Annotated in this window: 20 protein-coding genes; 15 read left to right on the top strand and 5 right to left on the bottom strand. The window is 61.1% G+C overall.

The genetic code is table 11. The features are described 5' to 3' along the window. Positions 1 to 42 precede the first annotated feature (42 nt). Together tssI and FPT12_RS12180 are read left to right on the top strand one after the other, a co-directional pair. Positions 43 to 2,052, top strand: coding sequence for a type VI secretion system tip protein VgrG (tssI, locus tag FPT12_RS12185; protein ID WP_145016476.1), 2,010 nt, complete (start codon positions 43 to 45; stop codon positions 2,050 to 2,052). Between the two features lie 13 nt (positions 2,053 to 2,065). Further along, the gene (locus FPT12_RS12180) at positions 2,066 to 2,608 is read left to right on the top strand and encodes a toxin-antitoxin system YwqK family antitoxin (protein ID WP_145016475.1); all 543 of its coding nucleotides are present in this window, start codon (positions 2,066 to 2,068) and stop codon (positions 2,606 to 2,608) included. A 9-nt stretch (positions 2,609 to 2,617) separates the two neighbouring features. Here the strand turns inward: FPT12_RS12180 and FPT12_RS12175 are convergent, their stop codons facing one another. Beyond that, the gene (locus tag FPT12_RS12175; RefSeq protein WP_123583801.1) at positions 2,618 to 3,013 is read right to left on the bottom strand and encodes a DUF4280 domain-containing protein; all 396 of its coding nucleotides are present in this window, start codon (positions 3,011 to 3,013) and stop codon (positions 2,618 to 2,620) included. Positions 3,014 to 3,202: 189 nt separating this feature from the next. Here FPT12_RS12175 and FPT12_RS12170 point away from each other — a divergent pair, with 189 nt between their 5' ends. Both FPT12_RS12170 and FPT12_RS12165 read left to right on the top strand, forming a co-directional pair. Continuing rightward, the gene (locus FPT12_RS12170; protein ID WP_145016474.1) at positions 3,203 to 4,270 is read left to right on the top strand and encodes a phosphotransferase family protein; all 1,068 of its coding nucleotides are present in this window, start codon (positions 3,203 to 3,205) and stop codon (positions 4,268 to 4,270) included. A 38-nt stretch (positions 4,271 to 4,308) separates the two neighbouring features. Next, positions 4,309 to 5,076, top strand: coding sequence for an SDR family oxidoreductase (locus FPT12_RS12165; protein ID WP_145016473.1), 768 nt, complete (start codon positions 4,309 to 4,311; stop codon positions 5,074 to 5,076). A gap of 59 nt (positions 5,077 to 5,135) precedes the next feature. Here FPT12_RS12165 and FPT12_RS12160 read toward each other — a convergent pair whose 3' ends face one another. Both FPT12_RS12160 and FPT12_RS12155 read right to left on the bottom strand, forming a co-directional pair. Further along, positions 5,136 to 6,563: an FAD/NAD(P)-binding protein gene (locus FPT12_RS12160; RefSeq protein ID WP_145016472.1), complete on the bottom strand. Its 1,428-nt coding sequence runs from the start codon at positions 6,561 to 6,563 to the stop codon at positions 5,136 to 5,138. Positions 6,564 to 6,633: 70 nt separating this feature from the next. After that, positions 6,634 to 7,197 (bottom strand): helix-turn-helix domain-containing protein, encoded by a 564-nt coding sequence (locus FPT12_RS12155; protein WP_145016471.1) that lies wholly within the window; start codon positions 7,195 to 7,197, stop codon positions 6,634 to 6,636. On the opposite strand from FPT12_RS12155, the gene FPT12_RS12150 reads away from it, so the two are divergent. The 7 genes from FPT12_RS12150 to FPT12_RS12120 all read left to right on the top strand — a co-directional run bounded on the left by FPT12_RS12150 (position 7,192) and on the right by FPT12_RS12120 (position 14,533). Next, positions 7,192 to 8,220 carry a DMT family transporter gene (locus FPT12_RS12150; protein ID WP_145016470.1) on the top strand — a complete coding sequence of 343 codons (1,029 nt, stop codon included), beginning with the start codon at positions 7,192 to 7,194 and terminating at the stop codon, positions 8,218 to 8,220. The genes FPT12_RS12155 and FPT12_RS12150 overlap by 6 nt on opposite strands. Before the next feature lie 243 nt (positions 8,221 to 8,463). Next, positions 8,464 to 11,382 (top strand): monovalent cation/H+ antiporter subunit A, encoded by a 2,919-nt coding sequence (locus tag FPT12_RS12145; RefSeq protein ID WP_145016469.1) that lies wholly within the window; start codon positions 8,464 to 8,466, stop codon positions 11,380 to 11,382. Beyond that, positions 11,382 to 11,726 (top strand): Na+/H+ antiporter subunit C, encoded by a 345-nt coding sequence (locus FPT12_RS12140; protein ID WP_145016468.1) that lies wholly within the window; start codon positions 11,382 to 11,384, stop codon positions 11,724 to 11,726. The genes FPT12_RS12145 and FPT12_RS12140 overlap by 1 nt, the downstream gene beginning before the upstream one ends. Continuing rightward, positions 11,723 to 13,408 carry a monovalent cation/H+ antiporter subunit D gene (locus FPT12_RS12135; protein ID WP_145016467.1) on the top strand — a complete coding sequence of 562 codons (1,686 nt, stop codon included), beginning with the start codon at positions 11,723 to 11,725 and terminating at the stop codon, positions 13,406 to 13,408. Before FPT12_RS12140 ends, FPT12_RS12135 begins: the two co-directional genes overlap by 4 nt. After that, a complete protein-coding gene (locus FPT12_RS12130; RefSeq protein WP_145016466.1) occupies positions 13,405 to 13,893 on the top strand; it encodes a Na+/H+ antiporter subunit E in 489 nt (162 codons plus the stop codon). Before FPT12_RS12135 ends, FPT12_RS12130 begins: the two co-directional genes overlap by 4 nt. Continuing rightward, positions 13,890 to 14,168, top strand: a complete 279-nt coding sequence (locus tag FPT12_RS12125) for a K+/H+ antiporter subunit F (RefSeq protein ID WP_145016465.1) — start codon at positions 13,890 to 13,892, stop codon at positions 14,166 to 14,168. Before FPT12_RS12130 ends, FPT12_RS12125 begins: the two co-directional genes overlap by 4 nt. Beyond that, a complete protein-coding gene (locus tag FPT12_RS12120; RefSeq protein WP_145016464.1) occupies positions 14,165 to 14,533 on the top strand; it encodes a Na+/H+ antiporter subunit G in 369 nt (122 codons plus the stop codon). The genes FPT12_RS12125 and FPT12_RS12120 overlap by 4 nt, the downstream gene beginning before the upstream one ends. A 103-nt stretch (positions 14,534 to 14,636) precedes the next feature. Here FPT12_RS12120 and rnhA read toward each other — a convergent pair whose 3' ends face one another. Both rnhA and FPT12_RS12110 read right to left on the bottom strand, forming a co-directional pair. Further along, positions 14,637 to 15,089 carry a ribonuclease HI gene (rnhA, locus tag FPT12_RS12115; protein ID WP_145016463.1) on the bottom strand — a complete coding sequence of 151 codons (453 nt, stop codon included), beginning with the start codon at positions 15,087 to 15,089 and terminating at the stop codon, positions 14,637 to 14,639. Positions 15,090 to 15,181: 92 nt separating this feature from the next. Further along, on the bottom strand, positions 15,182 to 15,940 hold the full coding sequence (locus tag FPT12_RS12110) for a class I SAM-dependent methyltransferase (protein WP_145016462.1): 759 nt from the start codon (positions 15,938 to 15,940) through the stop codon (positions 15,182 to 15,184). A gap of 65 nt (positions 15,941 to 16,005) precedes the next feature. Here FPT12_RS12110 and gloB point away from each other — a divergent pair, with 65 nt between their 5' ends. From gloB to FPT12_RS12090, 4 genes are all read left to right on the top strand, one after another. Continuing rightward, positions 16,006 to 16,773 carry a hydroxyacylglutathione hydrolase gene (gene gloB, locus FPT12_RS12105; RefSeq protein WP_145016461.1) on the top strand — a complete coding sequence of 256 codons (768 nt, stop codon included), beginning with the start codon at positions 16,006 to 16,008 and terminating at the stop codon, positions 16,771 to 16,773. A 99-nt stretch (positions 16,774 to 16,872) separates the two neighbouring features. Beyond that, positions 16,873 to 18,306, top strand: coding sequence for a LysM peptidoglycan-binding domain-containing protein (locus FPT12_RS12100; protein WP_145016460.1), 1,434 nt, complete (start codon positions 16,873 to 16,875; stop codon positions 18,304 to 18,306). 196 nt (positions 18,307 to 18,502) lie between these two features. Continuing rightward, complete coding sequence (locus FPT12_RS12095; protein WP_145016570.1) at positions 18,503 to 20,329, top strand: extracellular solute-binding protein; 1,827 nt, start codon at positions 18,503 to 18,505, stop codon at positions 20,327 to 20,329. Next, positions 20,326 to 22,167 carry an extracellular solute-binding protein gene (locus tag FPT12_RS12090; RefSeq protein WP_145016459.1) on the top strand — a complete coding sequence of 614 codons (1,842 nt, stop codon included), beginning with the start codon at positions 20,326 to 20,328 and terminating at the stop codon, positions 22,165 to 22,167. Before FPT12_RS12095 ends, FPT12_RS12090 begins: the two co-directional genes overlap by 4 nt. Position 22,168 lies beyond the last annotated feature (1 nt).

The raw sequence follows: 22,168 nt of genomic DNA, 5'->3' as shown, positions 1-22,168 counted from the left end.
TACAATAAATTCAAATCATTGATCTCTGTTTGAGGTTGTTCAATGCCCCGCACCACAGACAGCAATACAACCCTCTCCCTCACCGCCTCTTCACTGTCGGCGCTTTACCCTGAGTCCCTTTCCGGTGAGGAATCCCTGAACGCCCTGGGCTCGCAAATCCTGAATGGCCTCAACGATGGCACCTCGCTCACGCTCAACTCAGCCATCTCCACCCACCTCACCACCACTTTGCACAACGACACCCTGACCCGCCCGCTCGATGCACTGGTCGCCGAGATCCGCCAACTCCCTGCCGACGCCACTGCCGAGCGCTATCAGTTGGTACTGCGTCCCTGGCTCTGGTGGCTGACCCTGGCCAGCAACAACCGGGTGTTCCAGAACCTCGCCACCTCGGACATCGTCACGACGATTTTCAAGGCTCACGGCTTCACCGATTTCCAGCTGAAGCTCACCGGCAGTTACACCCCACGCGAGTACTGCGTGCAGTACGGCGAAACCGATTTCGCCTTCGTTTCGCGGTTGCTGGAGGAGGAAGGGATTTTCTGGTTTTTCACCCACGAGGATGGCAAACACACGCTGGTGCTCGGGGACAGCAACGATGCCTTCGTGCCCATCTCCAACGGGCCGAAGGTGACGTATCTCGGGCAGCGAATGGGCGAGCGCGAATTGCATGGCATCCGTTCCGGACAAGTCTGTGTGCAGGCGGTGGCCGGGGTATATCGGGCGACGGATTATGAGTTCACCACACCGACCACGTCCCTCTACGATCAGGCTGAAGCCGTGGCCGGGCCGCGTTCCATCTACGAACATCCGGGCGGTTACAACGCCAAGGCCCGGGCTGATGCGCTGACCAAGCAGCGGGTGGACGGCTTGCGCAGTCAGGAAAAGCGCTTCGTCGGCGAGAGCGATTGCCGTTGGCTGGTGCCAGGGCACTGGTTCACGCTGGCCGGTCACGATGACCCGACGCTGAATATCGATTGGGTGGTGACGGCGGTCACTCATGAGGCCAGCCATGACAGCTACCGCAACCGCTTCAAAGCCATCCCCAAAGCCACGCCTTATCGTCCGGCGCGGCTCACGCCCAAACCACGGATGCACACGCAAACGGCACTGGTGGTCGGCAAATCCGGCGAGGAAATCTGGACCGACCAGTACGGCCGGATCAAGTTGCAGTTCCCCTGGGATCGCGACGGCAAGAATGACGAAAGCAGTTCCTGCTGGGTCCGCGTGGTGCAGCCGTGGAGTGGCAAAGGCTTCGGCATGCAGTTTGTGCCACGGATCGGTCAGGAGGTGATCGTGACCTTTATCGACGGCGACCCGGACCGGCCATTGGTCACCGGCTGCGTCTATAACGGCGACAACGCCCTGCCCTATGCGCTGCCAGCGAACCAGACCCAGTCCGGGATCAAGACCCACTCATCCAAAGGTGGCGGCGGTTTCAATGAGCTGCGTTTCGAGGACAAGAAGGACGCCGAAGAGGTGTTTCTGCAGGCGCAGAAGGACTTCAAGATCAATGTGCTCAACGACACCACTGCCAGCGTCGGCCATGATGAAATCCTCACGGTAAAGAACGCCCGCACCCGTACGGTCAAGGAAGGCGACGAGACCGTGACCCTGGAAAAAGGCAAACGCAGCGTGACGATCCAGACCGGCAGCGACAGCCTCGATGTCAAGGACAGCCGCACGGTGAAGGTCGGTGCCAATCAGAACCACAGCACCGGCGGCAACTACGAACACAAGGTCACTGGCGATTACAGCCTGACGGTGGACGGCAACCTGACCATCAAGGTGAGCGGCACCCTCACGCTGCAAAGCGGTGGCAGTTTCGCGATCAAGAGCGGCGCCGATCTGGCGGCCCAGGCCAGCACCTCGATCAGTCAGAAGGCGGGCACCTCCCTGAGCAATCAAGCCGGTACGGAGCTGACCAACAAGGCCGGCACCACGCTGACCAACGACGCGGGAATCAGCCTGACCAACAAGGGCGGCGCCGAGCAGACCGTGGACGGCGGCGGCATGCTGACCATCAAGGGCGGACTGGTGAAGGTCAATTGAGGAGCGACAGAGGATGTCATCGGACAAACTGGAACTGGAACGCGGTGACAGCCGACTCGACGGGCGAATGCTCGACGGCCAGCTGGAAGGTCCGCTGCACATCAAGGAAACCGGAAAGCCCCAGGCAGCCTTGAATTACAGCCAGGGCGAACTGCATGGGACGAGTCTGCTGTATCACCCCAATGGCAAGCTGTCGGCGCAGATGCCCTTTGTGCATGACAAGTTACAGGGCGTCGCGACGTTTTATGCGCCGCAAGGCTGGCTGCAACGCAAGGCCACGTATCGCCGAGGTCTGCTGCATGGCGAAGCGAGCAACTATTTTCCCGATGGGCAAGTGGCTGAAGTGGAGTGTTACCGCGACGGCGTACGTGAAGGGGTTTACCAGCGGTTTCACCCCAACGGCAAACCAGCCGTCAGCGCCCGCTACCTCAACGGTCAGTTGCTTGAACCGGAGCAAGCCTTTGCCAGCGATGGACGACCGCTGGGCGCCGAGGGCAAGCCGATTTCGCGAATGCGCTGGTGGTGGATACGCTGGACGGATCCGCAGCAAGCCTGAACCCGTCGTTCAAGGGATCAACATCTGCATCTGCCCCGGCATCGCGATCTTGATCACCCCGGCCCAGTTGCACATCAAGGTGCTGTTGGCATCCAGCGCGGGCATGTTTCCCAGTAACAGGGTCGGCGGGCCACCCGGAATCCACGGGGCGGCGGTGGCCGGAATGCACGGCATCGGCGTCAGAACCCCGAGGGCAGCAGCGGTGGCCGCTGCGACCATTGGATTGGCCGGGCTCATGCACATGCCAAACGGCATGATGTTCAGCAGTGGAATGTGATCCATGATGTTCGCCGCCGGCATGCCCCCGGTCAGCGTGCGGTTCACCGGCAGCACGTTGAGCACCCCCGGCGCCGCACCGAAACTGCATTGCAGGGTCGCGGTGGCGCACACTTGCGGACAGCCCATGTCGAATCTCCTTCCTGAAAGCGATGCTCCTCTGAACCATAGTCCGCCGAGCCTGTTCTCGCACATCAGGAACGCTGATTATCCAGCAACACGCTAACCTATAAGACCTTGTCGCGCTTGTGGCGCCCTCGGGGCGCCATTAGATTAGACAATGATGTCTGGCCACCAAAATAAGCAGAAGGGATAAGCATGGCGCTTACTGACCAGTCCACCCGCATCCGCTCTGGCGAAGAACTCGATGCCAGCCTGATCGATCCGTACCTCAAGGCGCACATTGCGGGCCTGAGCGGGTTGCCACAGATCAGCCAGTTCCCCGGTGGCGCTTCGAACCTGACGTACCTGCTCGAATACCCCGAGCAGGAGTTCGTGCTGCGCCGGCCGCCGTTTGGCCACAAGGCCAAGTCCGCCCACGACATGGGCCGTGAGTTTCGCATTCTCAATCAGCTCAAGGACGGTTTTCCGTACTGCCCGAAAGCCTACGTGCACTGCACCGACGATTCGGTGATCGGTGCCGAGTTCTATGTAATGGAACGGGTCAAGGGGATCATCCTGCGCTCCGAACTGCCACCGGAACTGAGCCTCGACGCCGCTAAAACCGAAGCCTTGTGCAAGAGTTTCATCGACAAGTTCGTCGAGCTGCACCGCGTCGATTACCAGGCCTGTGGCCTGGCCGACCTGGGCAAGCCGCAAGGTTATGTCGCGCGGCAGATTCATGGCTGGAGCGAGCGCTACGAAAAAGCCCTGACCCCTGATGCGCCGAGCTGGCAAGCGGTCAAGGACTGGCTCAACGACAAAATGCCAGCCGACCACCCGACGTCGAGCATCGTCCACAACGACTACCGCTTCGACAACGTGATCCTCGACCCGAACAACCCGATGCAGATCATCGGCGTACTGGATTGGGAACTGACCACCCTCGGCGATCCGCTGATGGATCTGGGCAACACCCTCGCCTACTGGATCGAAGCCGGCGACCCGGCACCGGTGCAACTGATGCGCCGTCAACCGAGCCATGCGCCCGGCATGCTGACCCGTCGCGAGTTCGTCGATTACTACGCCGAGCGCTCGGGGATCCAGATCGACAACTTCGACTTCTATTACACCTATGGGCTGTTCCGCCTGGCCGGTATCGTGCAGCAGATCTACTACCGCTTCTTCCATGGCCAGACCCAGGACAAACGCTTCGCGCAGTTCATTCACATGAACAAACTGCTGGAGCACATGAGCCTGCAAGTCATCCAGAAATCCAGCCTCTGATCGCGCCCCTGGCGCCACGCCCATCACAAGGAAAAACCATGTCCAAGACTCAGTTGTTCGACCTCGACGGTAAAATCGCTTTCGTCTCCGGCGCCAGCCGTGGCATCGGTGAAGCCATCGCCAAACTGCTGGCCCAGCAAGGCGCCCACGTGATCGTGTCGAGCCGCAAACTCGACGGCTGCCAGCACGTGGCCGACGCGATCATCGCCGACGGCGGCAAAGCCACCGCCATCGCTTGCCACATCGGCGAGATGGAACAGATCACTCAAGTGTTCGCTGGTATTCGCGAGCAATTCGGTCGCCTGGACATCCTGGTCAACAATGCCGCGACCAACCCGCAGTTCTGCAATGTGCTGGACACCGACCTCGGCGCCTTCCAGAAAACCGTCGACGTGAACATTCGCGGCTATTTCTTCATGTCGGTGGAAGCCGGCAAGCTGATGCGCGAAAACGGTGGCGGCAGCATCATCAACGTCGCCTCGATCAACGGCATTTCGCCGGGCCTCTTCCAGGGCATCTACTCGGTGACCAAGGCGGCGGTGATCAACATGACCAAGGTCTTCGCCAAGGAGTGCGCGCAGTTCGGCATTCGCTGCAACGCCCTGCTGCCAGGCCTGACCGACACCAAGTTCGCCTCGGCGCTGGTGAAAAACGACGCGATCCTGAAGACCGCGTTGCAGCAGATCCCACTCAAGCGTGTGGCTGATCCGAGTGAAATGGCCGGTGCGGTGCTGTATTTGGCGAGTGATGCGTCGAGCTATACGACAGGGGTTTCGCTGAATGTGGACGGTGGCTTCTTGTCCTGATTCTCTGTCTTCTGCTACATGATCGTTCCCACGCTCTGCGTGGTAACGATCATCATCTTTCAAAGCGCCAGCCGCAGTGCCAGCGCCTTGGCCTGGCTGGCCACATCGGTCACCGCCGTGCTTTCCCACCACACCCCACGCAGGGGCGGGCCCATGGCGAACAAACGTCGGGCAACTTGCCCCTCGGCATCCATTACCGCCCCACTCGCATCTGCCGCGATCCCCAGCGCCAATGGCCCCGGTTGAATCAATCCCTGGGCCAACAACTGCTGCGGTAATGGCCGGGCGACCCGGCGCCAGTCGTATTCGATGCCGCTGGAGTTGATCAGCGCATCGCCACTGACCACCGTCACTTCAGACTCCCCGCGCCGACGAATACGAATGCTCACTCGGCCCTCCGCCGAGGGCGCCAGGCCCTTGAACGACGCAGCCTGAATCCGCAAGCGCCCTTCCTGGTGCAAACGCGCCACCAGCTCGGCACTCAAGGGTGGCGATCGATGATGATGACTTTCCCACCACGGCCGCACATGCCGCACAAACTGCCGGCGCTGCACATCCGTCGCCTGGCTCCACAGCCGCCCGATATGCGCCCGCACGGTATCCAGCGGCGCCTGCCAGTCGATACCGTCCGCCATCGCGGCACGACAATGACGTCGCAGTTCATGCATCAGCTGACGCGGGCTGCGAATGTCGGGATCTTCGGCCAGAAAATCCACCCACGCCGGTGGCTGACGCCGCACATGCGGTAACAAGCCGTGACGGGAAAACACTTCGATCGGTCCACGATGCCCGGCCTGCTCCAGCGACACCACGGCATCGACCATGGTCAGACCCGAGCCGATGATCAACACCGTCGACTGCGGATCAAGCTGCGTCATGGCCGCCACATCCCAAGGGTCCACTGCGGCGGCGTTCAAGCCACTGGATTCGGTTTGCGGGGTTCGTGCGGCCGGGAACAGGCCGGTCGCCAGCACCGCAAAAGTGCCGCGCAAGCGCGTTCCATCACTCAAGGTCAGTAACGTCGCGTGTTCATCGGTTTGCAGGTCGACCACTTCCCCGCGCACATGCTCGACGCTTGAGCCATAACGCGCGCCGACCGCCTGGGCTTCGGCCAACCGTTGCTGCACATACAGGCCGAACATGCCCCGAGGCGGGAACAACTCGGCGACCGGCACCGACTGCTGGTCCGACTCGGGCCAGCCGCCATTGGCAATAAAGGCCGTCAGCCATTGGGTCAGGTCATCGGCGTTGTCCGGGTCGACGCTCATCCGCGCAGCATTGCCGTTCAGCGTATGACCCAATTCAACCGCGCTATAGGCCTCGCCCCGACCCAACTCGGCGCGGGGTTCGATCACCAGCACCTGACGCTTGCCGGGCAAGCGCAGCAACTGCATGGCCAGTAACGCGCCGCTCAAGCCACCGCCGACGATCAGGATGTCAGCGTTGCGAATAATGTCTGTTGCTTGTCCGCCAGGAGTTTCAGTCATGCGGTTCTCACGGATCGAGGGGAATGTCTGAAATGTATCACTGCGTGGTTATCGGGACCGATGATATGTTTCAGAGCACCACATTACGCACAAACCGCGTCGCCACCGTCCCGTCATTGCGATAGGCGTGGGGCCGGTTACTGGCGAAGCTGATGAACTCGCCTGTCGCGAGAATGCGCTCTTCATCCCCCAGCACCAACGTCAGGCTGCCTTCAAACACATACAGCTGTTCACTCCAGCCATCGGCATCCGGCTCCGAAAGGTATTGCTCGCCCGGCTCCAGCCGCCACTCCCAGAGTTCGACTTCACGGCTGGCATTGGCCTTGGCCAACAGCACGGCTTTACTGCCGGGGATCAAGCCGGCCCACGCCAGTTCGTTGATGCGGCTCGGGTCGCGCACCTCGGGGGCCTGAATCAGGTCGCTGAAAGCTACGTCCAAGGCTTCGGCCACCCGATCGAGGGTGGTCAGGCTGACGTTTTTTTCACCCGCCTCAATGGCCACCAGCATCCGTCGGCTGACCCCGGATTTTTCCGCCAACGCAGTCTGGCTCAACTCTGCGGCATGACGCAGGCGTCGGACGTTCTGGCTGACGTGTTGCAAGACGGAGGCCCGTTGGCCGGAATCTTTGTGCACTATATTGCTCACTTAGTGGGTTTGCGCAGTATACTGCCCAACTTCGGGCGCATTGTGCGTCCCCCTCAGGTAGCGCGCAAGGCCATGACGTCGGTGAATACTTCCAAACCCTCTGCCTTTTTCTCGCGGTTCAGCAAAGCTGAATGCGTGCTGGTACTGATCACAATGGTCTGGGGCGGGACGTTTCTGCTGGTGCAGCAAGCGATGACGGTCAGCGGGCCAATGTTTTTCGTCGGCCTGCGCTTTGCCGCAGCGGCGTGCATCGTCGCGCTGTTCTCCTGGCGCAGCCTGCGTGACCTGACTCTGTTCGAACTCAAGGCCGGGGCGTTCATTGGCGTAGCGATCATGCTTGGCTATGGCCTGCAAACCGTCGGTTTGCAAACCATTCTCAGCAGCCAATCGGCATTCATCACCGCGCTTTACGTGCCGTTCGTACCCTTGCTGCAATGGCTGGTGCTGGGACGGCGGCCGGGGTTGATGCCGAGCATTGGCATCATGCTGGCGTTTACCGGGTTGATGCTGCTCTCGGGCCCTGCCGGAGCATCGTTGAATTTCAGTTCAGGGGAAATCGCCACGCTGATCAGCGCCGTCGCCATCGCTGCCGAAATCATTCTGATCAGCACCTATGCTGGCCGAGTCGACGTTCGACGGGTCACCGTGGTGCAACTGGCGACTACTTCAGTACTGGCATTTTTAATGATCGTGCCGACTCAGGAAGCGCTTCCCGGCTTCTCCTGGCTGCTGTTGGCCAGTGCGGTGGGCCTGGGCGGCGCCAGTGCGGCGATTCAGGTCGCGATGAACTGGGCGCAGAAAAGCGTCTCACCGACCCGCGCGACGCTGATCTATGCCGGCGAACCGGTCTGGGCCGGTATCGCCGGGCGCATTGCGGGTGAACGGCTGCCGGGGCTGGCACTGTTCGGCGCGGCATTGATTGTCGCGGCGGTAATCGTTAGTGAGTTGAAGACCAAGGGTAAAGCCGCGGCTGAAACCGCGGATGAGTTGGAGCGGGAGTCCGTGGAGTAAGCCTGGAAATACCATCGTTCCCACGCTCTGCGTGGGAATGTCTCACCGGACGCTCTGCGTCCGCTCTTGGGACGCGGAGCGTCCCTGGCTGCATTCCCACGCAGAGCGTGGGAACGATCACTTCGAAACAATGTGAATCAGGCGTTTTCAGCCTACCTTGTAGGATCCTGCCACAGCTTGGCGGTTGGTGATCCGGGGCTCGGCACGTATGATCCTTCACAAACTTCCGCAGATTAGAAGCCTATGTCCCTGATAGTTCTACTGCTTCTGCCTTTTATTGGCAGCTGTCTGGCAGCCTTGCTGCCGCACAACGCGCGTAACACTGAATCGATACTTGCTGGCCTGGTTGCCTTGATCGGCACCGTCCAGGTGGCTTTGCTGTATCCACAGATCGCCCACGGTGGTGTGATTCGCGAAGAGTTCTTCTGGCTACCGAGCCTGGGCTTGAATTTCGTCCTGCGCATGGACGGTTTCGCCTGGCTGTTCTCGATGCTGGTGCTGGGCATCGGCACGCTGGTGTCGCTGTACGCGCGGTATTACATGTCGCCGGACGACCCGGTGCCGCGCTTCTTTGCATTCTTCCTGGCGTTCATGGGCGCCATGCTCGGGCTGGTGATCTCCGGCAACCTGATTCAGATGGTGTTTTTCTGGGAGTTGACCAGCCTCTTCTCGTTCCTGTTGATCGGCTATTGGCACCACCGCGCCGATGCTCGCCGTGGCGCCTACATGGCGCTGATGGTGACCGGTGCCGGTGGCTTGTGCCTGCTGGCGGGGGTGATGCTGCTCGGCCATGTCGTGGGCAGCTATGACCTGGACAAGGTCCTGGCCGCCGGCGATCTGATTCGTGCCCATGCGCTGTACCCCATCCTGCTGCCGCTGATCCTGATCGGCGCCTTGAGCAAAAGCGCCCAATTCCCCTTCCACTTCTGGCTTCCCCACGCCATGGCCGCACCGACACCGGTCTCGGCGTATCTGCACTCGGCGACCATGGTCAAGGCCGGGGTTTTCCTTCTGGCACGGCTGTGGCCGTCGCTGTCCGGCAGCGAAGAATGGTTCTACATCGTCAGCGGGGCTGGCGCCTGTACGTTGTTGCTCGGCGCTTACTGCGCAATGTTCCAGAACGACCTCAAGGGCCTGCTGGCCTACTCGACCATCAGCCATCTGGGCCTGATCACCCTGTTGCTGGGCCTGAACAGCCCGCTGGCCGCCGTCGCGGCGGTGTTTCATATTCTCAACCATGCGACCTTCAAGGCCTCGCTGTTCATGGCCGCCGGAATCATCGACCACGAAAGCGGCACCCGCGACATTCGCAAGCTCAGCGGCCTGATCAAACTGATCCCGTTCACCGCGACCCTGGCGATGGTCGCCAGCGCTTCGATGGCCGGCGTGCCGTTGCTCAACGGTTTCCTTTCGAAAGAGATGTTCTTCGCCGAAACCGTGTTCATCAATGCCTCGGCCTGGATCGAGACCACCCTGCCGATCGTCGCGACCATCGCCGGTACATTCAGCGTCGCCTATTCGCTGCGCTTTACGGTGGATGTGTTCTTCGGCCCAACCGCTTCCGACCTGCCGCACACCCCGCACGAACCGCCGCGCTGGATGCGTGCACCAGTGGAATTGCTGGTGTTCACCTGCCTGGTAGTGGGGATCTTTCCGGCCCAGGTGGTCGGCCCATTGCTCGCCGCCGCGGCCCTGCCGGTGGTGGGTGGAACCTTGCCCGAATACAGCCTGGCGATCTGGCACGGCTGGAACGCGCCGATGATCATGAGCCTGATCGCCATGTCCGTCGGTATCGTTGTATACCTGCTGCTGCGCAACCCGCTCAAACGCGGACGGTTCGAATACCCGCCGATCATCGGCCGGCTCAACGGCAAGCGCCTGTTCGAACGTAGCCTGGTGGTGATGATGCGTCTGGCTCGACGCCTTCAGCGGCGGATCAGCACTCAGCGTCTGCAAACCCAGCTGTTCCTGCTGGTGCTGGTGGCGGTGTTGGCCGGTTTGATTCCAATGCTCCACAGCGGCTTGAGCTGGGGCGAGCGGCCGAAGATCCCCGGCTCGATCGTCTTCGTCACGCTCTGGTTGCTGGCGATTGCCTGCGCGTTGGGCGCCGCCTGGCAAGCCAAGTACCACCGACTCGCGGCCCTGACGATGGTCAGTGTCTGCGGCATGATGACCTGCGTCACCTTCGTCTGGTTCTCGGCGCCGGACCTGGCCCTGACCCAATTGGTGGTCGAGGTGGTGACCACCGTGCTGATCCTGCTTGGCCTGCGCTGGTTGCCACGGCGGATCGAAGAGGTCTCGCCACTGCCCAGCAGCGTGCCCAAGGCGCGAGCTCGCCGTTTGCGCGACTTGCTGCTGTCGAGCGCGGTCGGCATCGGCATGGCACTGCTCGCCTACGCCATGCTGACCCGCCAGACACCGAACGACATTTCCTCGTTTTACCTCAGTCGCGCCCTGCCCGAAGGTGGCGGCAGCAACGTGGTCAACGTGATGCTGGTGGACTTCCGCGGCTTCGACACCCTCGGTGAGATCACCGTGCTGGTGGCCGTTGCGCTGACAGTGTTTGCCCTGCTGCGACGCTTCCGCCCACCGAAAGAAAGCATGCAACTACCGGCACAACAGCGCCTGCTGGCACCGGACGTAGTCACCGATCTGGTCAACCCGCGTCACGCCAGCGATACCGCGCTGGGCTTCATGATGGTGCCGGCGGTGCTGGTGCGCCTGTTGCTGCCGATTGCAGTGGTGGTGTCGTTCTACCTGTTCATGCGCGGGCACAATCAACCGGGCGGCGGATTTGTCGCGGGCCTGGTGATGTCGGTGGCGTTCATCCTGCAATACATGGTCGCCGGCACTCAGTGGGTCGAGGCGCAGATGAGCCTGCGGCCGGTGCGCTGGATGGGCACCGGGCTGCTCTTCGCCACGCTCACCGGTCTCGGCGCGATGCTCGCCGGTTATCCGTTCCTGACCACCCATACCTGGCATTTCGGGTTGCCGTTGCTGGGCGAGATTCATATCGCCAGTGCGCTGTTCTTCGACATCGGCGTGTACGCCGTGGTGGTGGGTTCGACACTGCTGATCCTGACTGCCCTGGCGCACCAATCGGTGCGTGGCCACAAGCCGAGCAGCCAGCCTAAACCCATTGCCAAGCCAGGAGCGGCCTGATGGAAGAAGTCATCGCAATTGCCATTGGCGTACTGGCGGCCACCGGGGTCTGGCTGGTGCTGCGCCCACGGACCTTTCAGGTGGTGATGGGCCTGTGCCTGCTGTCTTACGGGGTCAACCTGTTCATCTTCAGCATGGGCAGCCTGTTCATCGGCAAGGAGCCGATCATCAGGGACGGCGTGCCGCAAGACCTGCTGCATTACACCGATCCGCTGCCCCAGGCGCTGGTACTCACCGCCATCGTCATCAGCTTCGCCATGACCGCATTGTTCCTGGTGGTGCTGCTGGCATCCCGGGGCCTGACCGGTACCGACCATGTCGATGGCCGGGAGCCTAAAGAATGAGCTGGATGCCCCATCTGATCGCTGCACCGATTCTGCTGCCGTTACTGACGGCGGCGCTGATGTTGATGCTCGGCGAAAAACACCGTCCGCTCAAAGCCCGGATCAACCTGTTCTCCAGCCTGCTGGGACTGGGGATTTCCGTACTGTTGCTGCAGTGGACCCAGGCGCAAGGCGTGCCCGGCTCCATCGGCGTGTACCTGCCGGGTAACTGGCAGGCACCCTTTGGCATCGTGCTGGTGGTCGATCGCCTGTCAGCGCTGATGCTGGTGCTGACCGGAATCATCGGCGTCAGCGCCCTGCTGTTCGCCATGGCCCGCTGGGACAGTGCCGGCGCAAGCTTCCACGCGCTGTTCCAGATTCAACTGATGGGCCTCTACGGAGCCTTCCTGACCGCCGATCTGTTCAACCTCTTCGTGTTTTTCGAAGTGCTGCTGGCGGCGTCTTACGGCTTGATGCTGCACGGTTCGGGGCGCGCGCGGGTGTCGTCGGGTCTGCATTACATTTCGATCAACCTGCTGGCCTCGTCGCTGTTCCTGATTGGCGCCGCGCTGATCTATGGCGTCACCGGCACCCTGAACATGGCCGACCTGGCGCTGAAGATCCCGCTGGTGCCGGAAGCCGATCGCGGCTTGCTGCATGCCGGCGCGGCGATTCTGGCTGTGGCATTCCTGGCCAAGGCCGGGATGTGGCCGCTGAACTTCTGGCTCGCGCCCGCCTACTCCTCGGCCAGTGCTCCGGTGGCGGCGCTGTTCGCGATCATGACCAAGGTCGGCGTCTACACCTTGCTGCGTCTGTGGACCCTGCTGTTCTCCGGCCAGGCCGGTGCGTCGGCATACTTTGGCGGCGACTGGCTGACCTACGGCGGCATGGCGACGATTATCTGTGCGGCGTTGGCGATCCTCGCCACGCAGCGCCTGGAGCGCATGGCCAGCCTGAGCATCATGGTGTCGGCGGGCATCCTGTTGTCGGCCATCGGTTTTGCCCAGCCGAGCCTGATCGGCGCGGCGCTGTTCTATCTGGTCAGCTCGACCCTGGCGCTGAGCGCGCTGTTCCTGCTGGCGGAGCTGATCGAACGTTCGCGCACCGCTATCGAGATGCCGCTGGACGATGAAATCGAAGCGCTACCGCGACCATCGCAATCCTCACCGCCGACCAAGGGCATCAACCTCGACGACGATCAGAAAGCCGTGGTCGGTCAGGTGATTCCCTGGACCATGGCCTTCCTGGGTCTGAGCTTCATTGCCTGCGCCCTGCTGATCATCGGCATGCCGCCGCTTTCCGGGTTCATCGGCAAACTCGGCTTGCTCAGCGCCCTGCTCAACCCGTTGGGCCTTGGCGCCTCGGGCGAGCAGCCGATATCGAACACGGCGTGGAGCCTGCTGGCGCTGTTGATCCTGTCCGGGCTGGCCTCGTTGATCGCCTTCTCGCGCTTGGGTATCCAGCGCTTCTGGACGCCCGCAGAACGCCCGTCACCGGTGCTGCGACGCCTGGAATGCGTGCCGATCTTTGCCCTGTTGGCCTTGAGCATCGCGTTGACCTTCAAGGCCGAACCGCTGATGCGTTACACCCAGGCGGCCGCCGACACCTTGAACAATCCGCAGCAATACGTGATGGCGGTACTCGGCACCCGCGCCGTACCCAGCCCCGAAGCCAAGGCTGCGATGCAGGAGGTGCAACCATGAAACGTCTGTTCCCTGCCCCCTGGTTATCGTTGGCCCTTTGGTTGCTGTGGCTGGTGCTGAACCAGTCCATCAGCCCGGGCAACCTGCTACTGGGTGCGATACTGGGTTTTTGCGCACCACTGATGATGCGCAAGCTGCGACCGCTGCCGATCCGTATTCGTCGTCCCGGAGTAATCCTGCGCCTGATCTTCCTGGTCGGGTGTGACGTGTTGGCGTCCAACCTCGCCGTCGCCTGGGGCGTGCTGAACGCCGGGCGACGGCCGCCACACTCGAAGTTCATCAAGGTGCCACTGGACCTGCGTGACGCCAACGGCCTCGCGGCGCTGTCGATGATCACCACAGTGATTCCCGGTACAGTCTGGTCGGAGCTGGCACTGGATCGCAGCATTCTGATGTTGCATGTGTTCGATCTGGATGACGAGGCGCAATTCATCCAGCACTTCAAGGCGACTTATGAGCGCCCCTTGATGGAGATTTTCGAATGAGTGCCCTGCTCTCGAATGCGGTTCTGTTCAGCCTGTTCATTTTCTCGCTGGCGATGGGGCTGACGCTGATTCGTCTGTTCAAGGGTCCATCGGCGCAGGACCGGGTTCTGGCGCTGGATTACCTGTATATCCTCGCCATGCTGATGATGCTGGTGCTGGGCATCCGCTATGCCAGTGACACCTACTTCGAAGCGGCGCTGCTGATCGCGCTGTTCGGCTTCGTCGGCTCGTTTGCCCTGGCGAAATTCCTGCTGCGTGGCGAGGTGATCGAATGAATGAGCTGGGTCAGATGTCTTTGTGGGTCGAGATCCCGGTGGCGATCCTGCTGGTCGCCAGCAGCCTGTTCGCGTTGATCGGCGCCATCGGCCTGCTGCGCTTGAAGGACTACTTTCGGCGCATGCACCCGCCGGCTTTGGCTTCGACCTTGGGCGCCTGGTGTGTGGCGCTGGCGTCGATCATCTTTTTCTCGGCACTCGAGTCGAGTCCGGTGTTGCACGCCTGGCTGATCCCGATACTGCTGTCGATCACCATGCCGGTCACCACCCTGCTGCTGGCGCGTGCGGCGTTGTTTCGTAAACGCATGGCCGGGGATGATGTGCCGGCTGAAGTCAGCAGCCGGCGGACAGAACGCGAGCGTTGAGCCGGAAAAATCCCAGCCTGCAACAGCTCACAGGGTGTACGCCATTCCCACTCCTGGGGCTGTCGATGGTCCGGGCCGCGTCCGGACGATCTTTTCAGGTGGATCAGTCCTGCTTGTAACCCCGGACGTCGTCGACGCCACGGTTGGCCAACTGGTCGGCGCGTTCGTTACCGGGATGCCCGACGTGGCCGCGTACCCACTTCCAGGTGACGTTGTGGCGATTGACCTGCTCGTCGAGCAGCTTCCACAGGTCAGCGTTTTTTACCGGCTCTTTCGCTGCGGTTTTCCAGCCGCGCTTCTTCCAGTTGGCCATCCATTCGTTGATGCCTTTCATCACGTATTGCGAGTCAGTGACCAGCAATACGTCGCAGGAACGCTTGAGTTCTTCAAGGCCACGAATCGCGCCCATCAGTTCCATGCGGTTGTTGGTGGTATTGGCTTCACCACCCCAGAGTTCCTTTTCAACGCCCTTGCACACCAGTAGTGCGCCCCAGCCGCCAGGGCCAGGGTTGCCCTTGCAGGCGCCGTCGGTGAAGAGTTCTACGCTATCGCTCATGCCAATCTATCCAGAAAATGTCTGTGGCTTGCCGATCAATGATCGACAACGCCCGAGGCCGGGCAAGCCCGGCCGGAAAAATAAAATGTTTATCACGGCTCGCTGTGGCGTCGATTGACCTTGGCCATCGGCAGCGGGATCAACTTGCCCATAGGCTCGCGGCGCACCTGGCGGACCGGCCGCAAGCCAACGACGATCTTGCGCGCCACCAATAAATAGAAGCCACCACCTGACAGCTGCCAGTCACCGGCCTTGCGTTCCCAACCGGTCAAGCGGGATTGCCATGCCGGGGACGCAAGCGGCGGACGATAGCACCCGAAGCGGCGTTTCTCCAGCGCAAACCCCAGCAGGTTGAGCCAGTCGGCGACCCGCGACGGCGAAATGCAGCGCGCCTTGCGCATGGCGTCGCTCGCAAACACGTGGCGCAGCCCCCAGCTGCTCCAGGGGTTGATCCCGACAATCAACAGGTGCCCGCCGGGACGCACCGCGCTGGCGGCTTCACGCAGCAGGCCATGCGGCGACAGGCAGAAATCCAGCCCGTGTTGCATCACCACCACGTCGGCGGCGTGCTCACTGATCGGCCAGGCCTGTTCTTCGCAGACTATTTCCACACCCGGCAGCGGTGCTCCCAGGCGGACATTGCGCTGCACCTGTTTTGCCGCCGGCGGCGTTTCGGCCGAAGGACCGTAATGCACCAGGTAGCCGCCAAAGAAACGCCCCAGTTCGTCTTCGAGCATCCGGCGTTCTTCGCTCAACAAAAATTGCCCGATGGGACCTGACAGCCACTCGCGAGCGGCACTGATCAATGCCAGCCAGTCAGGATCAGCCTGAGCGAACGCTTTATCGGTCATTGCATTCTCCAACTCGCCAAGAAGCTCTAAGATGCACCATTGTTTTCCGCTTGGCGAATCCTGCGATGATACAGATCAGTGCCCTTCCCGCCTTCACCGACAACTACATCTGGTTGTTACAGGATCACCGCAGCCAGCGCTGCGCCGTGGTCGATCCGGGTGATGCCGCCCCCGTGCAGGCCTGGCTGGCCATGCACCCGGAATGGCAGCTCAGCGACATTCTGGTCACCCATCACCACCATGATCACGTCGGCGGCGTCGAACGACTCAAAAAAGCGACGGGCGCCACCGTCTACGGCCCGGCCAGCGAAAACATCCCCGGACGTGACATCGCCCTCAACGATAATGATCGCGTCAGCGTACTCGGCTTGGAGTTCGACGTGTATGCGGTGCCGGGCCACACACTGGGTCATATCGCTTACTACCATCAGGGTCTGCTGTTCTGTGGCGACACCCTGTTCGCCGCCGGTTGCGGACGCCTGTTCGAAGGTACGCCGGCACAAATGCACCACTCCCTCAGCCGCCTGGCCGCGTTGCCCGAAGACACACTGGTGTACTGCACCCACGAATACACCCTGAGCAATCTGCGCTTTGCCGCGGCTGTCGAGCCGAACAACCCGGACATTGCCGAGCGTCTCGAGAAAGTCTCCCAATTACGCGAGTCGGGTGGCATGTCGCTACCGTCAACCCTGGCGCTGGAGAAACTTACCAACCCTTTTCTGCGTACTGGCGAAACATCTGTTAAAGAAAAAGCAGACGAACGGAATGGCCTGGATAACCGGGCTCCGAGTGAGGTTTTTGCGGCTCTTCGAGCTTGGAAAGATACGTTCTAGACAGGGCCACTATCGGTCCAAAAATTCTGAATGGTTGACCGCACCCCGTACGCTTTCTAGAATCGCCCGACATTTTTGCCCGGAACTAACTTCCAGCCAATGTCGTCATCTATTCGTAAATCCATCAATTCAGACGCATTGACCCGCTTGGCTCAAGCCATCGCGGTGGCTGTGTCCGCCACCCTGGCGGGCTGCCAAAGCACCAGTCATGTGCCACAAACCGACGTGGCACATACGCTTTCCACCCGGACCAAACAAAAACCTATCTGGCTCAGCGAGAAGCCAAGCCCACAAGCCGCGCAGGACGTCTGGGAGCGCATGCGCCAGGGCTTCCAGCTGCAGGACGGGCTGGGCGTCAACCCGCGCATCGAGCAACAGCGCCTGTGGTTCGCCAGCAATCCATCGTTTCTTCAAGGCGCCAGCGAACGTGGCAGCCTGTACATTCACTACATCGTCGAACGCCTTGAAGAGCGCAACATGCCGCTGGAACTGGCGCTGTTGCCGGTGATTGAAAGCGCCTACAACCCGATGGCCTACTCGCGCGCCGATGCGGTCGGTCTGTGGCAGTTCATCCCGTCCACCGGGCGTTACTTCAACCTGCGTCAAACCCGCTTCTACGACGGCCGTCGCGACATTACCGCGTCGACCATCGCGGCGATGGACTACCTGACCCGCCTGCACGACATGTTCAACGGTGACTGGCTGCTGGCCCTGGCGGCCTACAACGCCGGTGAAGGCACGGTCAGCCGGGCCATCGAGCGTAACGAAAAGCTCGGCCTGCCAACCGACTACTGGAACCTGCCACTGCCGGCGGAAACCCAGGCCTATGTACCCAAGCTGCTGGCGTTGTCACAAGTGGTGTTGTCGCCAGAAGCCTATGGCGTGAACCTCAACCCGATCGCCAACCAGCCCTACTTCGAAGTCGTCGAAATCAACCAGCGCATGGACCTGTCCAAAGTTGCCGCGGTGGCCAACATCGACGAAGACGAACTGTTCCAGCTCAACCCGGCCTTCAAGCAACGCACCACCATCGACGGCCCCCAGCACCTGTTGGTGCCGACGTCCAAGGCGCAGTTGCTGACCGCCAGCCTGTCGACCATGAAACCTGAAGAGCTGATCAGTAAGCGTCCGCTCAAACCGGTTTTCGAAGGTGCAGACGACCGCGAGTTGGCAACGCTCAAGCGCAGCTACCGGGTCAAACGCGGCGACAGCCTGACGCAGATCGCCAAGGCGAACAAAGTCGAGGTCAAGGACCTGCAACACTGGAACAAGCTGAACGGCAAGGACCTCAAGGTTGGCCAGACCCTGGTGATGCGAGACACCAGCAAGAGCAAGCGCAGCGGTGGACGCATCAGCACGGTGGTTGCGGCCAACAACAAGAAGCAGACCCAGTACAAGGTCAAGCAAGGCGACTCGCTGTACATCGTCGCCAAGCGCTTCAACGTTGAGATGCAACACCTCAAGCGCTGGAATCCACGTGTTGGCCAGGCCCTCAAACCTGGACAGGTGCTGACGGTTTCTTCCCCGCGCTAAAAAACAAAAGATCGCAGCCTGCGGCAGCTCCTACGGACATCGATCCATGTAGGAGCTGCCGAAGGTTCGGGCCGCGTTCGGACGATCTTTTTTTGCCCCTGAAACCTGCTTTCACCCCCTGCCTTTTTCCTGTCGATACAAGCTGTTACTGTACGATCCACAAAGCCCAAGCCGCCTGGACCGGATCTCTGCCTTGATACGTCCCCTCCTGCTCCTAATCAGTCTGGCCTTGAGCTTCCCCGCAAGCGCAACGATCAGCGAAAGCCATGGTTATGCGCAGTTCGGCACACTCAAGTACCCGGCCAAATTCACCCACTTCGACTGGGTCAATCCGCAAGCGCCCAAGGGCGGTACATTGCGGGTCATGGCGTTTGGCACCTTCGATACGCTCAACCCCTATACCTTCAAGGGCACCAGCCCGGTCGCGACCCCGAATTTTCTGCAGTACGGCATCAACGAGCTGAACGAACCGTTGATGGTCGGTACCGGCCAGTACGCGCCGTCCGGCGATGAACCTGCCTCCAGTTACGGGTTGATCGCCCAGTCTGTCGAATACAGCGAAGACCGCAGCTGGGTAGTGTTCAACCTGCGCCCGCAAGCACGTTTTCACGACGGTACGCCGATCACCGCCTACGACGTCGCGTTTTCCTATCGCTTGCTGCTCAAGGAAGGTCATCCGCAATACCGCACCAATCTTCAGGAAGTGCAGCGGGTCGATATCCTTAACCCACAGCGCATCCGTTTCGTGTTCAAGCGTGCCGGCAATCCGTTGCTGATCCAGCGCCTGGGCGAGTTGCCGGTGTTGCCGCAGCACTACTGGGAAGGTCGCGACTTCAAGGCGACCACCTTCGAACCACCACTGGGCAGTGGCCCCTATCGCATCACCGAGGTTCAACCCGGGCGGCAGCTGGTGTTCGAGCGGGTCAAGGATTACTGGGGCAAAGACCTGCCGGTCAATCGCGGCAAGTACAACTATGATCGCGTTGAAGTCGAGTTTTATCGCGACAGCGACGTGGCGTTCGAGGCATTCAAGGCCGGCGAGTTCGATATCTACATCGAGCACCAGGCCAAGAACTGGGCCAATGGCTACAGCTTCCCGGCCGTGCGGCGGGGCGAGGTGATCAAGGCGCAGATCGACCACCAGATTCCGACCCAGACCCAGGGCCTGTTCATGAACACCCGGCGCGGTACATTCGCCGACGACAAGGTGCGTGAAGCCCTGGGCTTGATGTTCGACTTCGAATGGACCAACCGCGCCCTGTTCAGCGGAGCCTACAAACGGGCCATGAGTTATTACCCCAACAGCGAATTCACAGCCACCGGCTTACCGGTCGGTCATGAATGGCTGATGCTCTCGCCCTACCGCGATCAGCTTCCTGCCAAGCTGTTTACCGAGCCCTTCAGCCTGCCGCAGACCGACGGCCGCGGCATCCCCCGGGAAACCCTGCGCCGGGCGCTGGGTTTGCTCGCCGAGGCTGGCTGGAAGCTCAATGGCCAGCGCCTGCAGAATGCGGCCGGGCAGCCACTGCGTTTCGAGATTCTGCTGGTCAATCCAAACCTGGAGCGCATTCTCCAGCCCTACGCCGAGAACCTCGCCAGTATCGGCATTGACGCACACCTGCGCACCGTCGACCGTGCGCAATACAAGCAGCGTCTGGACCAGTTCGACTTCGACATGATCCTGATGACCCTCGACCAAACCCTCAGCCCCGGACTTGAACAGTGGCAGTACTTCCACTCGAGCCAGGCCTCGGTCAAGGGCAGCAAGAATTACGCGGGCATTGCCAACCCGGTGGTCGATCATTTGCTGGAACAACTGCTCGCGGCAAAATCCCGTGACGAGCAACTGGCGGCCGGCAAAGCGCTGGACCGGGTGCTGCTGTGGCAGCACTACTGCATCCCCAACTGGTATATCAATTATCATCGCCTGGCGTACCGCAACCGGTTCGCCTTCGTCACCACGCCGCCCTACACCCTGGGACTGAATGCGTGGTGGCTGAAGACTTCGGAGAAAGCCCAATGATGCGTTTGCGTACCCTGCTGGGTCTGGTCTTTGCAGGACTTGCCTGCACGGCTCACGCTGCCCCGCAGCACGCCTTGACCCTGTACAGCGAGCCGCCGAAATACCCGGCCGATTTCAAGCATTTCAACTACGTGAACCCGGACGCGCCCAAGGGCGGGATCTTCCGTCAGGCCGGCTTCGGTGGCTTCGACAGCCTCAACCCGTTCATCAGCAAAGGCGTACCCGCCGGCGATATCAACCTGATCTATGACACGCTGGCCAGACAGAGCCTTGACGAACCTGTCACCGAATACGGCCTGATCGCCGGCAAGATCGAGAAAGCTCCAGACAACACGTGGGTGCGCTTTTACCTGCGCCCCGAGGCACGGTTCCACGACGGCCACCCGGTACGTGCCGAAGATGTGGTGTTCAGCTTCCAGACCTTGATGAAAAGCGGCTCGCCGCTCTATCGCGATTACTACAGCGACGTCGACAACGTGATCGCCGAGGACCCGTTGCGGGTGCTGTTCACCTTCAAGCACACCAGCAACCGCGAGCTGCCGCTGATCCTTGGACAGCTCTCGGTATTACCCAAGCACTGGTGGGAACACCGCGACTTCAGCAAGGGCAATCTGGAGATTCCGCTGGGCAGCGGCCCGTACAAGGTCGCTGAGGTCAAGGCCGGGCGCTCGATCCGCTATGAGCGGGTCAAGGACTACTGGGGCAAGGACCTGCCGGTCAATCGGGGCTTTTACAACTTCGACACCATGAGCATCGATTACTACCGCGACAACACCGTCGCGCTGGAAGCGCTGAAGGCCGGACAGTTCGATTACTGGCTGGAGATGAGCGCGAAAAACTGGGCCAACGCCTACAACACTCCTTCCGTCACCGAGGGTCGCCTGATCAAGGAACAGATCCCTAACGGCAACCCCACCGGCATGCAGGGTTTTGTCTTCAACCTGCGCCGCCCGGTGTTCCAGGACGTGCGCGTGCGTCAGGCCCTGAGCCTGTTGCTGGACTTCGAATGGACCAACAAGCAGCTGTTCAACGGTGCCTACGCACGCACCCGCAGCTACTTCGAAAACTCGGAAATGGCCGCCACCGGCCTGCCGGATCAGGACCAACTGACGATCCTCGATCCGTTCAGAGGCAAAATCCCCGATCAGGTCTTCAGCGAAGCGTTCCAGAACCCGGTGACCGATGCCAGCGGAATGATCCGCACCCAACAGCGCAAGGCCTATCAACTGTTGCAGGAGGCTGGCTGGCGGATCGTCGACGACAAGATGGTCGACGTCACCGGCAAACCGGTGAGCATCGAGTTCCTGCTCGCGCAGACCGAGTTCGAGCGGGTGCTGTTGCCGTTCAAACGCAACATGAGTGACCTGGGGATCGAGCTGGTGATTCGTCGGGTCGACGTGTCGCAGTACATCAACCGCGTGCGCTCGCGCGACTTCGACATGATGGTCGGCAGCTTCCCGCAGTCCAGCTCACCGGGTAACGAACAGCGCGAATTCTGGAAGTCCGAAAGCGCCGACAAACCCGGCAGCCGCAATTACATGGGCCTGAAAGACCCGGTAGTCGATGAGCTGGTCGAAGAGCTGATCAACGCCGACTCGCGCAAAAGTCTGGTGGCCCATACCCGGGCGCTCGACAGGGTGTTGCAATGGGGCTATTACGTGATCCCCAACTGGCACATCAAGACCTGGCGCGTGGCGTACTGGAATCACATTGGCCACCCGAAAGTCTCTCCGACCAATGACGTGGGCATCTCCACTTGGTGGATCAAACCCGACGCTAAACCTGCGATCGAAGTGCTGACCAAAGAACAAGCCGATCCTGCGGGCATGGAGCAATAAG

This window comes from Pseudomonas sp. H3(2019), assembly GCF_007713465.1.
Classification (GTDB): domain Bacteria; phylum Pseudomonadota; class Gammaproteobacteria; order Pseudomonadales; family Pseudomonadaceae; genus Aquipseudomonas.
This window is presented reverse-complemented; position numbering and strand designations above follow the sequence as displayed.